The organism is Agromyces sp. NPDC055520 (assembly GCF_053619715.1).
In genome coordinates this window covers 1-12,820 of the sequence record NZ_JBSHJY010000009.1, presented here as the reverse complement: position 1 = coordinate 12,820, position 12,820 = coordinate 1, and the positions used below count along the sequence as shown (strand labels likewise).

At 69.7% G+C, this 12,820-nt stretch carries 10 protein-coding genes; 2 read left to right on the top strand and 8 right to left on the bottom strand.

From position 1 onward, the window contains the following. Window positions 1-26: 26 nt before the first annotated feature. The 8 genes from ACWGST_RS06250 to ACWGST_RS06215 form a co-directional block, all read right to left on the bottom strand. Window positions 27-1,490: a rhamnulokinase gene (locus ACWGST_RS06250; protein WP_452045795.1), complete on the bottom strand. Its 1,464-nt coding sequence runs from the start codon at window positions 1,488-1,490 to the stop codon at window positions 27-29. Next, a complete protein-coding gene (locus tag ACWGST_RS06245; RefSeq protein WP_452045794.1) occupies window positions 1,487-3,529 on the bottom strand; it encodes a bifunctional aldolase/short-chain dehydrogenase in 2,043 nt (680 codons plus the stop codon). Before ACWGST_RS06245 ends, ACWGST_RS06250 begins: the two co-directional genes overlap by 4 nt. Then, window positions 3,526-4,692, bottom strand: a complete 1,167-nt coding sequence (rhaI, locus tag ACWGST_RS06240) for an L-rhamnose isomerase (RefSeq protein ID WP_452045793.1) — start codon at window positions 4,690-4,692, stop codon at window positions 3,526-3,528. Before rhaI ends, ACWGST_RS06245 begins: the two co-directional genes overlap by 4 nt. A gap of 29 nt (window positions 4,693-4,721) precedes the next feature. Beyond that, the gene (locus tag ACWGST_RS06235; protein WP_452045792.1) at window positions 4,722-5,102 is read right to left on the bottom strand and encodes an L-rhamnose mutarotase; all 381 of its coding nucleotides are present in this window, start codon (window positions 5,100-5,102) and stop codon (window positions 4,722-4,724) included. 86 nt (window positions 5,103-5,188) lie between these two features. Next, window positions 5,189-6,226 carry a rhamnose ABC transporter substrate-binding protein gene (rhaS, locus tag ACWGST_RS06230; protein WP_452045791.1) on the bottom strand — a complete coding sequence of 346 codons (1,038 nt, stop codon included), beginning with the start codon at window positions 6,224-6,226 and terminating at the stop codon, window positions 5,189-5,191. A gap of 64 nt (window positions 6,227-6,290) precedes the next feature. Further along, a complete protein-coding gene (locus ACWGST_RS06225; RefSeq protein WP_452045790.1) occupies window positions 6,291-7,349 on the bottom strand; it encodes an ABC transporter permease in 1,059 nt (352 codons plus the stop codon). Further along, window positions 7,349-8,371 (bottom strand): ABC transporter permease, encoded by a 1,023-nt coding sequence (locus ACWGST_RS06220; protein ID WP_452045789.1) that lies wholly within the window; start codon window positions 8,369-8,371, stop codon window positions 7,349-7,351. Before ACWGST_RS06220 ends, ACWGST_RS06225 begins: the two co-directional genes overlap by 1 nt. After that, the gene (locus ACWGST_RS06215) at window positions 8,368-9,894 is read right to left on the bottom strand and encodes a sugar ABC transporter ATP-binding protein (RefSeq protein ID WP_452045788.1); all 1,527 of its coding nucleotides are present in this window, start codon (window positions 9,892-9,894) and stop codon (window positions 8,368-8,370) included. Before ACWGST_RS06215 ends, ACWGST_RS06220 begins: the two co-directional genes overlap by 4 nt. 166 nt (window positions 9,895-10,060) lie before the next feature. Here ACWGST_RS06215 and ACWGST_RS06210 point away from each other — a divergent pair, with 166 nt between their 5' ends. Together ACWGST_RS06210 and ACWGST_RS06205 are read left to right on the top strand one after the other, a co-directional pair. Next, complete coding sequence (locus tag ACWGST_RS06210) at window positions 10,061-11,068, top strand: LacI family DNA-binding transcriptional regulator (RefSeq protein WP_452045787.1); 1,008 nt, start codon at window positions 10,061-10,063, stop codon at window positions 11,066-11,068. A gap of 114 nt (window positions 11,069-11,182) precedes the next feature. Further along, window positions 11,183-12,778 (top strand): AMP-binding protein, encoded by a 1,596-nt coding sequence (locus ACWGST_RS06205; protein ID WP_452045786.1) that lies wholly within the window; start codon window positions 11,183-11,185, stop codon window positions 12,776-12,778. Window positions 12,779-12,820 lie beyond the last annotated feature (42 nt).

Here is a 12,820-nt window from a genome sequence, read left to right as displayed (position 1 = left end):
GACCGCCCGCTCCTGTTCCACCCGACTCAGCGCGTGACCGGTTCGTGCCGTCGCGGCGTGAACGCCCGCGCCACGAGCGCGCGCAGTGCCTCGAGGTCGCCGTGCACGAAGCCCTGCGCACGTGCCTGCACGAGCACGTTGCCGATCGCGGTCGCCTCGACCGGGCCCGCGAGCACCGGGATGCCCGCGCGGTCGGCGGTGCGCTGGCAGAGCAGCTCGTTGAGCGCCCCGCCGCCCACCACGTGGATCGTCTCGACGTCGACGCCCGAGAGGATCGAGACCTCGCGCACGGCCCCGGCGAACGCCTCCGCGAGGCTCTCGACGATCGACCGCACGAACTCGGCGCGGCTCGCGGGCGCGGCCACGCCGCGTTCGGCGCACCATTCGGCGATCCTCCCGGGCACGTCGCCGGGCGCCAGGAACCGCGGATCGTCGGCATCGAAGACGGCGACGGGCGCGGTGACGGATGCCGCGGCCGCAAGCAACTCGGACAGCTCGACGGTCTCGCCGTCGCGTTCCCACCACCGCACCGACTCCGAGAGCAGCCAGAGGCCCATGACGTTGTGCAGGAACCGCACGCGCCCGTCGACGCCGCCCTCGTTCGTGAAGTTCGCCACGCGGGCGGCATCGGTCAGCACCGGCCGCTCGAGCTCGACGCCGACGAGCCCCCACGTGCCGCACGAGATGTAGGCGGCCGATTCGGCGCGCATCGGCACCGCGACGACCGCCGAGGCGGTGTCGTGCGAGCCCACCGCGACCACTTCGATGCCCGGCGGTGCGCCGAGCTCGTCGGCGACGGCGGGGCGCAGCGGGCCGAACGACTCGCCGGGGCTCACGAGGGGGGCGAAGACGGATGCCGGGAGCCCGAGCCGCTCGATGAGCTCGTCGTCCCACTCCCCCGACCCGACACCCACGAGGCCCGTCGTCGAGGCGTTCGTGCGTTCGGCGAGGCGCGCGCCCGTGAGCTGGAACCCGATCAGGTCGGGAATCAGGAGGAGCGAGTCGGCGAAGCCGAGCCAACTCGCGGAGGCCCCGTCGTCGGTCGAATCGCGCTCGGCGGCGAGCTGGTACAGGGTGTTGAACGGCAGGAACTGCAGGCCGTTGCGACGGTAGAGCTCATCGAACGGCACGGCGGCGTGCACGGCCTCGACGCCGCGTTCGTTCCGCGCGTCGCGGTAGTGGAACGGTTCGCCGAGCAAGCGGCCGCCGCGGAGCAGGCCGTAATCGACCGCCCACGAGTCGATGCCGACCGAGGCCGTCGACGGGTCGCGCCGGAACGCCTCTGCAAGGCCCGCACTCAGGTCGCGATACAGGCCCGTGACGCCCCAGTGCAGCCCCGAGGCGAGGCGCACCGGGCCGTTCGGGAACCGGGCGACGTGGTCGAGCGCGAGCGTGCCCGCGCGGCCGTCGACGTGGCCGAGGATCACGCGACCGCTCGTGGCCCCGAGGTCGACGGCCGCGACGCTGCCCGCGCCCGAACCCGGGATCATCGCAGGAAGGCGGCGGCGACGCCCGCGTCGACCGGGATGTGCAGCCCGGTGGTGTGGCTGAGCTCGGGCCCGGTCAGCACGATGACCGCGTTCGCGACGTGCTCGGGCAGCACCTCGCGCTTCAGGATCGTGCGCTGAGCGTAGAACTCGCCGAGCTTCTCTTCTTCGATGCCGTAGGTCTTCGCGCGGTTCGCGCCCCAGCCGCTCGCGAAGATGCCGGAGCCGCGCACGACGCCGTCGGGGTTGATGCCGTTGACCTTGATGCCGTACTCGCCGAGCTCGACGGCGAGCAGGCGCACCTGGTGGGCCTGATCGGCCTTCGTCGCCGAGTACGCGATGTTGTTCGGCCCGGCGAAGACCGAGTTCTTCGACGAGATGTAGACGATGTCGCCGCCGAGGCCCTGGTCGATGAGCACGCGCGCGGCGGCCTTCGAGACGAGGAACGAGCCCTTGGCCATGACGTCGTGCTGCAGGTCCCAGTCGGCCTCGGTGGTCTCGAGCAGGGGCTTCGAGAGGCTCAGCCCCGCGTTGTTCACGACGAGGTCGAGGCCGCCGAACGCGAGCACGGCGTCGTCGATCGCGGCCTGCACGGCAGCGGCATCCGTCACGTTCGCGGCGACGCCGATCGCGACGTCGCTGCTGCCCAGCTCGGCGGCTGCCGCCTGCGCCTTCTCGAGATCGAGGTCGGCGATCACGACGCACGCGCCCTCGGCCGCGAGACGGGTGGCGATGGCCTTGCCGATGCCGGATGCCGCGCCCGTCACGAGCGCGATGCGGCCTGCGTGCGGCTTCGGCTTCGGCAACCGTTCGAGCTTCGCCTCTTCGAGGGCCCAGTACTCGATCGCGAACTTCTCGGCGTCGCTGATGGGGGAATAGGTCGAGAGCGCCTCGGCGCCGCGCATGACGTTGATCGCGTTGACGTAGAACTCGCCGGCCACGCGCGCGGTCTGCTTGTTCGCGCCGTAGCTGAACATGCCGACGCCGGGCACGAGCACGATGAGCGGGTCGGCGCCGCGGATCGCGGGCGACTCGGGCGTCGCGTGCGCGTCGTAGTAGGCCTGGTAGTCGGCGCGGTACGCTTCGTGCAGCTCGGTGAGGCGGGCGGCCGATGCCTCGATCGACGCGTCGGCCGGCAGGTCGAGCAGCATGGGCTTGACCTTCGTGCGCAGGAAGTGGTCGGGGCAGCTCGTGCCGAGCGCGGCGAGCCGCGGGTGCTCGGCGCGAGCGAGGAAGTCGAGCACCTCTGGCGCGTCGGTGAAGTGGCCGACCATTGGCCGGTCGTGGCTCGCGATGCCGCGGATGGTCGCGGCGAGGGCGGCCGCCTTGGCACGGCGTTCGGATGCCTCGAGCGGCTCGTAGCCCGCAACGACCGGGCCGAACGGCTCGGCCGTGCCGTGCTCGGCGATGTACGCGGCGGCGGTGTCGATGATCCAGAGCGAGTTCGCCTCCGCCTCGTCGGAGGTGTCGCCCCACGCGGTGATGCCGTGACCGCCGAGGATGCAGCCGATCGCGTCGGGGTTCGCCGCCTTGATCGCGGCGATGTCGAGCCCGAGCTGGAAACCGGGGCGGCGCCACGGCACCCAGACGACCTTGTCGCCGAAGATCTTCGCCGTCAGCTCTTCGCCGTCGGCGGCAGTGGCGATCGCGATGCCGGAGTCGGGGTGCAGGTGGTCGACGTGCGCCGCGTCGACGAGCCCGTGCATGGCCGTGTCGATCGACGGGGCCGCGCCGCCCTTGCCGTGCAATGTGTAATCGAACGCGGCGACCATCTCGTCTTCACGCTCGACACCCGGGTAGACGCCCTCGAGCGCGCGCAGCCGGTCGAGGCGCAGCACCGCGAGGCCTGCCTCGGTGAGCGTGCCGAGGTCTCCGCCCGAGCCCTTGACCCACATGAGCTCGACGGGCTCGCCCGTGACCGGGTCGGTCTCGGTGCCCTTGGCCGAGGTGTTGCCACCGGCGTAGTTCGTGTTCTTCGGGTCGGCGCCGAGGCGGTTCGACCGCGCGATGAGGTCTGCCGCTGCCTGGTTCGTCACGATCATGCCCCCCAACCGGCCTGCACGCCGCCGATGCGGTCGGCCGCGATCTTCGCAAGGTATCCGGATGCCGCGAACGCCGCCATCGGGTCGGCGGCGAGGCCCCGCGATTCGCGCCACTCGGCGAGGGCCGGGCGCACGTCGGTGTAGAACGCGTCCATGAAGATGCGGTTGGCCTCGAGCACGTCACCGCTGCGCTGAGCGGCGGCGAGGGCGACCGTGTCGACGAGCAGCGCGCGGGCCGTCATCTCCTGCACGTTCAGCACCGAGCGGATCTGGCCGGGCACCTTGTCTTCGACGTTGTGGCACTGGTCGAGCATGAACGCGACGTCGGGGTTGTTGAGGGCGCCGCCGCGGATGACCTCGAAGAGGATGCGGAACAACTGGTAGGGGTCGGCCGCGCCCACGATGAGGTCGTCGTCGGCGTAGAAGCGCGAGTTGAAGTCGAAGGAGCCGAGCTTGCCGAGCCGCAGCAGCTGCATGACGATGAACTCGATGTTCGTGCCGGGCGCGTGGTGGCCCGTGTCGAGGCAGACCATGGCCTTGTCGCCGAGCGCGGCGACCTGGGCGTACGAGGTGCCCCAGTCCGGGACATCCGTGTGATAGAAAGCGGGCTCGAAGAACTTGTATTCGAGCACGAGGCGCTGCTCGTCGCCGAGGCGCGCGTAGATCTGCTGCAGCGACTCGTGCAGTCGGTCCTGACGGCCGCGCAGATCGGCCTGGCCCGGGTAGTTCGAGCCCTCGGCGAGCCAGATCTTGAGGTCGCGCGAACCGGTCGCGTGCATGATGTCGATGCACTCGAAGTGGTGGTCGATCGCCTTGCGGCGCACGGCGGCGTCTTCGTGGGTGAGGGCGCCGAACTTGTAGTCGTCGTCTTGGAAGGTGTTCGAGTTGACCGTTCCGAGCGCGACGCCGTGCTCCTCGGCGTGCGCGCGCAGCACCGAGTAGTCGTCGACCTTGTCCCACGGGATGTGCAGGGCGACGACCGGGGCGAGCGCGGTGTACTTGTGCACCTGCGCGGCATCCGCGATCTTCTCGAAGGGATCGCGCGGCGTGCCCGGCGTCGTGAACACCTTGAAGCGGGTGCCCGAGTTGCCGAAGGCCCACGAGGGCAGTTCGATCGACTGCTGCTCGAGCTGGCCGAGGACGTCGGTGGGGAGGATGCTCACGATGGCTCTTTCCGGTTTCTGGTGCGTGTTCAGTCGTGCGTCGCCGAGTGCTCGGATTCGAGCGCGGCGAGTTGGTCTTCGAGGTGGAACACCTCGGGAAGTCGTGGGGCGGACTGGTCGGGGCGTCCGTCGAGGGAGATGAAGAATCCGGCCATGTCGGCCTCCCACGCGGCGGTGCGCGGGTCGCGTTCGAGTGCTGCTTGCGAATCCGCGTCGTCAGCAGTTTCGTAGTAGCCGATGAGCAGGCCGTCGGCCCGCAGGAAGAGCGAATAATTGCGACGACCGGATGCCTCGATCGCACGCAGCATGTCGGGCCGCACGGCCTCGTGGCGGGCGCGGTACTCGTCGAGGCGCGCGGGGTCGACCTGCAGCTGGAAGCAGACGCGCTGCACGGTGTTCGTCTCGTCCATGACCTGCTCCTTTCGGATGCGAATCAGGTGGGTAGTGGCGGGTGGGGCTCTGCGCTGCGCGAAGCCGCGCAGAGCCCCGCGACCGACTAGAAGTCGAAGTCGCCGATGTTGTCCGCGTCGAACACGTAGGGGTCGCCGAGGAGCACGACGCCGTCGGCGCCGACCGTGTACTCGCCCAGCTTGCCCGCGTCGAAGGTGTCGCCCTCTGCGCCGGTGATGTCGCCCTCGATGAGCGCCTTCGCCGCGAAGGCGGTGAGGTAGCCGAGGTCGGCCGGGTTCCACAGGGCGAACGCCGTGACGGTGCCGTCCTCGACGTACTCGCGCATCTGGTTCGGGGTGCCGAGGCCGGTCAGCGCGACCGTGCCCTTGTACTCCGACGTCGAGAGGTAGCGAGCCGCCGCCGCGATGCCGACCGTGGTGGGCGAGATGATGCCCTTCAGGTTCGGGTGGGTCTGCAGCAGCGCGGCCGTCTTGTCGAACGAGGTCTGGTCGTCGTCGTCGCCGTAGACGGTCTCGACGAGGGTGATGTCGGGGTAGTCGCTGGCGAGGTACTCCTCCATCATCTCGATCCATGCGTTCTGGTTCGTCGCGTTCGCCGAGGCCGAGAGCACGGCGATCTCGCCGGCGCCGCCGATCTGCTCGGCGATGAGGTCGACCTGCACCTTGGCGATGCCCTCGGCGTCGGCCTGGTTGATGAACAGGTCGCGGCAGTCGGCGTTGGTGTCGGAGTCGAACGTGACGACCTTGACCCCTGCGTCGCGTGCCTCGTTCAGGGCGTCGCAGATCGCCTCGGGGTCGTTGGCGGAGACGGCGATCGCCCCGACGCCCTGCTGGGTGAGGGTGTTGATGTAGCTCACCTGTGCATCGGGGCTGGCCTCGGCCGGCCCGACCTCGGCGAAGGTGCCGTCGAACTCGGCGATGGCCTCTTCGGCCCCGGCGGACGAGGTGTCGAAGTACGGGTTGCCGAGGTTCTTCGGCAGGAACGTGATGGCGAGGTTGGCGCTGTCGCCGCCGTCGGTCGCCGTGCCGCCGGTGCCGGAGTCGACCGCGCAGCCGGTTGCCAGCAGCGCGACGCTCACGGCGAGCGCGGTCAGCGCGCCAGCGCGCCTTTTGTTCTGAAACATCGTTGTTCTTCCCTTCATCGGATGAGGTCGAAGTGTGATCGCCTCGTTGGTTCGCGCGGCCCGGTCACTCTGCTGTGGAGGCCTCGGTGCGCGGTATTCCCCCTGGTGCTCGCCGCCGCTTTCGCAGCCAAGCCAGGAAGCTGGTGGCCACCACCGACAGCACGAGCAGCACGCCGGTGATGATGTTGATGACGTCGGAGGTGACGTTCGCGAGACGGAGGGCGCTCGCGAGCACCCCGATCAGCAGTACGCCCGCGATCACCCCGTGGATCGCACCGCGGCCGCCGAAGATGGACACGCCGCCGAGGAGCACAGCGGCGATCACCTGCAGTTCGAGTCCGGTGGCGTTGTCGCCACGGGCGCTGCCGAACCGGAGGGTGTAGTAGATGCCCGCGATCGCCGAGATCGTTCCCGACAGCACGAAGAGGATGAACTTCGTGCGCTCGACCCGCACGCCCGAGAATCGGGCGGTCTCGCTCGCGAGCCCGATCGTGTAGATGCCCCGGCCGAACGGCGTGAAGTGCAGCAGCACCACGAACACGACGAGGAGCGCGAGGAAGAGGAACAGAACGAGCGGGATGTTCGTGTTCCCGACGCGGGCCTTCGCGAGATCGGTCCAGAACTCGGGGAAGTCCGTCACCGCGGTCGTGCCGAGCAGACCCACTGCGAGCCCGCGGTAGAGCGCGAGGGTGCCGATCGTGACGGCGAGCGACGGCAACCCGACGACCGTCACGAGGAATCCGTTCACCGCGCCGCCGATCGCCCCGGCGATGATCGCCAGCAGCCCGGCGACCTCGAACGGCAGGCCGGCCTGTGTGAGCACGCCGGTCAGCACGCTCGCAAGGCCCACGATGCTCGCCACCGACAGGTCGATCTCTCCCGTGATGATGATGAGCGTCATCGGCAGCGCGATGAGCAGGATCGGCATGACGTCGAGGAGCAGGAAGGTCAGGGTGATCGGCTGGCTGAATCCGCGAACGCTCAGCACGGCGACCACGGCGACGACGACGAGCAGGGCGACGATCGCCATCTCGCGGGTGAGCAGCACGCGCTGCCAGAGCGGGCGATCGTAGGCGCGGTAGCTGCGCACGGTCGGGACACCGGTGGTGGTGGCGGCGGTCATCAGTCGTCCTCCCTGGCTTCGAGGAGCCTGCGTTTCTGTCGGATCGCGAGCACGCGGTCGAGCACGATGGCACCGATGATCAGGGCGCCGACCACGGCGCGCTGCCAGAAGTCGGGGATGCCGAGGATGGGCAGGGCGCGGTTGATGGTGAGCAGCAGCACTGCGCCGATCGCGGCGCCCCAGACGGTGCCGCTGCCGCCGAAGATCGCGACGCCGCCGATGACGGCCGCCCCGACCGCGTCGAGTTCCCAGCCCGAGCCCGCCTGCGAGCTGATGGTGCCGTAGCGAGCGGCGTACAGCACGCCGCCGAGACCGGCGAGGGCGCCCGAGAGCACGAACGCCGTGAGCAAGCGTCGGGTGACGCGCAGACCGTAGAGCTCGGCGGCGGCCGGGTCGGATCCGATCGCGTAGAACTCGCGGCCGCCGCGGGTGTTCTTCATGACCCAACCGGCGACCACCAGCACCGCGAGGGCGATGATCGTGAGGATCGGGATGAAGAGGATCTGGCCCGTGCCGAGTGCGAGGAACTCCCTCGGAAGGTCGGAGGCGTTCACTCGGTCGCCGCCGGTCCAGAGCACGTTGATGCCGCGATAGGCATAAAGCGTGCCGAGTGTGATCACGAGCGAGGGCACCTTCGCGTACGCCACGAGCGCGCCGTTCACCAGACCGAGGACACCGCCGAACACGATCACGATGAGGAACACCGCGAGGATCGGGATGCCCTGCAGGTCGATGAAGAGTCGTCCGGTCAGGTAGGCGGAGAGACCGAGCACCGAGCCGACCGAGAGATCGACGTTGCGGGTGATGATGACGATGGCCTGGCCGACGGCGAGCAGCACCAGGATCGACGGCGTGAGCAGGAGGTCGCGCCATCCGTCGGCGCTGAACAGGAAGTTCGGGTTCGCGACCGTGGCCGCGACGATGACGAGCAGCAACGCGAGCAGGATGCCAAACTCGCGGGCGGCGCCGACGGCGTGAAGCCGCTTGGTGACGTCGGATCGCTCGATGGTCGGGGCGGTCATGCGTGGGCTCCGGTCGATCGGGTGGCGGCGAACATGACGTTCTCGGACGTGGCGTCGGCCCGGTCGAGCTCGGCGGTGATGCGCCCCTCGCGCATGACCAGCACTCGGTCGGCCATGCCGAGCACCTCGGGGAGTTCGGACGAGATCATGAGGATGCCCATGCCGCGGCCTGCGAGCTCCGACAGCAACCGGTGCACCTCCGCCTTCGTGCCGACGTCGATGCCGCGGGTGGGTTCGTCGATGATGAGCACCTGCGGTTCGGTGGCGAGCCACTTGCCGAGCACGACCTTCTGCTGATTGCCGCCCGAGAGCGTGCCGGCCACCGTGCTGAGTGCGCTCGTCTTGACCTCGAGGCGGCTGGCCCAGACCTGTGCCGCGCGATTCTCGACTCCCGAGGTGATGATTCCCGCCTTCGCGAGCTGGTTGCGGATGGCGAGGGTGATGTTGCGGGCGACGGATGTCTCGAGCACGAGTCCCTGCTTGCGGCGATCCTCGGGCACGAGTGCGATGCCCTGCACCATGGCGCGGGCGGGGTCGCCCTTCTTGACCGCCCGACCGTTGAGGCGCACCGAGCCGGCGTCGTACCCGTCGACACCGAAGACGGCGCGGGCGACCTCACTGCGCCCGGCGCCGACGAGCCCGGCGAGTCCGACGATCTCACCCGACCGCACGGTGAACGAGATGTCGTGGAACACGCCCGCGCTCGAGAGGCCCTCGACCTCGAGCAGCGGGCCGCCGATCTCGGTCTCCTGCTTGGGGAACAGCTCGGTGACGTCACGGCCCACCATCTGCCGTACCAACTCGTCGACGGTGGTGTCGGCGATCGGCATCGTGCTGATGTAGGCACCGTCGCGCATGACGGTGACGACGTCGCAGAGGTCGAACACCTCGTCGAAGCGGTGCGAGATGAACAGGAGCGCTCGGCCCTCGTCGCGCAGGCTTCGCGCGATCGCGAACAGGCGGTCGACCTCGACGCCCGACAGCGCCGCAGTCGGTTCGTCCATGATGAGCACTCGCGCGTCGAGCGAGACCGCCTTGGCGATCTCGATGACCTGCTGGTCGGCGATCGAGAGACCCTCGGCCGGACGATCGGGGTCGATGCCGACCCCGAGTCGCCGGAACAGGGACTCGACCTCGCGACGCATCGCCTTGCGGTCGATCCGGCCGAAGCGGCCGACGGGCTGGCGGCCCATGAAGACGTTCTCTGTGACGGACAGGTCTGGGAAGAGCGTGGGCTCCTGGTAGATGACGGCGATGCCCGCCTGCTTCGACTGCGCGGTCGAGGTGAAGTCGACGTCGGCGCCATCGAGCCGGAACTCGCCCGCGTCACGGCGGTAGAGCCCCGCGACGATCTTCACGAGGGTGGACTTGCCCGCGCCGTTCTCGCCGACGAGGGCGTGGATCGAACCGGCGTCGACCGCGATGGTGCCCGAGCGGAGGGCGACGACCGAGCCGAACGACTTCTGGATGTCGCGCAGTTCGAGCGTCGGGGCGGGTTCGGTTGCGCCTGGGGGAATCGTCATTGATCTTGACCTAAACTGCGGGATCGGGCCCCGCGTGGTTGAATCGTTTTAATTCAGGTGAACGAGAGCAATTTACGGCGGGCGCGGAGCGATGTCAAGTCACGGAATCGTGCCGGTGGTACGTTTCACTGCAGAGTTCGCCGACGAGCGTGGAGAGGCAGGGGCGATGGCGGTCAGCGTCCGCGACGTCGCGGCGGCGGCATCGGTTTCGGTGGGCACCGTCTCGAACGTGCTGAACCGCCCCGACAAGGTGGCGCCGGCCACGGTCGCCCGCGTCACGGCCGCCATCGAAGCGCTCGGCTTCATCCGCAACGACGCCGCCCGGCAGCTGCGCGCCGGCCACAGCCGCTCGATCGGCCTCGTCGTGCTCGACGTGCGCAACCCGTTCTTCACCGACGTCGCCCGCGGCGCCGAAGACCGTGCCGCCGAAGCGGGCATGACGATCCTGCTCGGCAACAGCGACGAGAACACCGAGCGCGAACGCGCCTACCTCGACCTGTTCGAGGAGCAGCGCGTCGCGGGGGTGCTCATCTCACCGCTCGCCGACGACCTGCCGCGCCTGCAGCGCCTGCGCGATCGCGGCACGACGGTCGTGCTCGTCGACCGCGAGGTGCCCGATCAGAGCTTCTCCTCCGTCGCCGTCGACGACGTGGTCGGCGGCTACCTCGCCGTGCACCACCTCATCGAGACCGGCCGCAGGCGCATCGCCTTCGTCGGCGGGCCCACGGGAATCCGCCAGGTCGCCGATCGTCTCGCAGGCGCGCGCCGCGCCGTCGCGGAATCGCCGGGCGCGGCCCTCGAGATCGTCGCGACCGAGTCGCTCACCGTGCTCGCGGGCAGGGCCGCGGCCGAGGGCATCCGCGAGCGCGCGGCATCCGATCGCCCGGATGCGATCTTCGCCGCCAACGACCTGCTCGCCATGGGCGCGCTGCAGGCGCTCATGATGCAGGGCGGCATCGACGTGCCCGGCGAGATCGCGCTCATCGGCTACGACGACATCGACTTCGCCTCGGCAGCGGTCGTGCCGCTCTCGTCGATCCGGCAGCCGGCGGCCCTCATCGGCTACACCGCGGTCGATCTCATGCTGAAGGAGTCCGGCGGCGAGTCCGCGGCGGAGCGCGTCGTGTTCCAGCCCGAACTCGTCGTGCGCGAATCGACCGGCCCGGCCGACTGAGTTCGGGATCACTCCGGACCGACGGCTCGCCCCGTCGAGCGGGCACGCCCCCTTCCCCCAGCCGCGCGAATGCCGCATGATGGCTTGCACCCGCAGATCGAAGGAGATCTCAGCATGGCCAGGAGCCCGTACCCCGACCTCACCGTTCCCGACGCGTCGATCTACGAGTTCCTCTTCGGGGATCTCAGCGACGCCGAACTCGACCGCGTCGCCCTCATCGACGGCATGTCGGGCGCCGAGACGAGCTACCGGCAGCTCGTCGGCCAGATCGGACTGCTCGCCGGTGCACTCGCCGCGCGCGGCGTGGGCGTCGGCGACGTGGTCGCCCTGCTCTGCCCCAATGTGCCGGCGTTCGCGACGGTCTTCCACGGCATCCTGCGCGCGGGCGCCACGGCCACCACGGTCAACTCGCTGTACACGCCCGGCGAGATCGCCGATCAGTTGACGGATGCCGGTGCGTCCTGGTTCTTCACGGTGTCTCCACTCCTCCCGGGGGCGAAGGCGGCGGCGGAACGCCTCGGCATCGCCGACGACCATCTCGTGGTGCTCGACGGCGCCGAGGGCCACCCGTCGCTTCGCGACCTTCTCGGCGAGGGGCATCCGGCGCCCGAGGTCTCGTTCGACCCGGCGACGCACCTCGCCGCGCTGCCGTACTCCTCGGGCACCACCGGTCGCCCGAAGGGCGTCATGCTCACGCACGCGAACCTGATCGCGAACGTCGAGCAGTCGCGTGCCGTCATCGGTCTCGAGGCCGACGACCGCGTGCTCGCAGTGCTGCCGTTCTTCCACATCTACGGCCTGACGGTGCTCTTGAACTACGCGCTCAAGTGCCGGGCCTCGCTCGTGACGATGCCGAGATTCGACCTCGTCGAGTTCCTGCGCATCATCGCCGAGCACCGCACGACGTGGTTGTTCATCGCCCCGCCGATCGCGGTGGCGCTTGCGAAGCATCCGCTCGTCGACCAGTACGACCTCTCGAGCGTCAAGGTCGTCTTCTCGGGTGCGGCGCCGCTCGACGGCGCGCTCGCCGAGCTCGTCGCGACCCGGCTCCGGTGCACCGTCTGCCAGGGCTACGGCATGACCGAGACGAGCCCGGTCACGCATGTGATCCCCGTCGACCGCACCGACATCGATCGCTCGTCGATCGGGTTCCTGCTGCCGAACACCGAGGCCCGCATCATCGACGTCGAGACGGGCGTCGACGTCGAGGTGCCGACCGACGGCACGGCGAGCGAGCCCGGCGAGCTGCTGATCCGCGGCCCGCAGGTGATGCACGGCTACCTCGGCAACGCCGAGGCGACCGCCGCGATGCTCGACGACGACGGCTGGCTGCACACCGGCGACATCGCCACCGTGACCGCCGACGGCGTCTACCGCATCGTCGACCGGTTGAAGGAGCTGATCAAGTACAAGGGCTACCAGGTGGCGCCGGCCGTGCTCGAGGCCGTGCTGCTCGGCCACCCGTCGGTCGCCGACGCCGCCGTCATCGGCGTGCTCGACGCCGATGGCCAAGAGGTGCCGAAGGCCTTCGTCGTCGTGGTGCAGGGCGCCGAGCTCGACGCCGACGTCGTCATGGCCCACGTCACCGCACACGTCGCGCCGCACGAGAAGGTGCGCGTCGTCGAGTTCATCGAGGCGATCCCGAAGTCGAGCGCCGGCAAGATCCTGCGCAAAGACCTGCGGGCGCGCGAGCAGTCGCCGAGCGCCTGATTCACGGGCGAGCGGATGCCTCGTGCTGCGGTGAGCACGAGG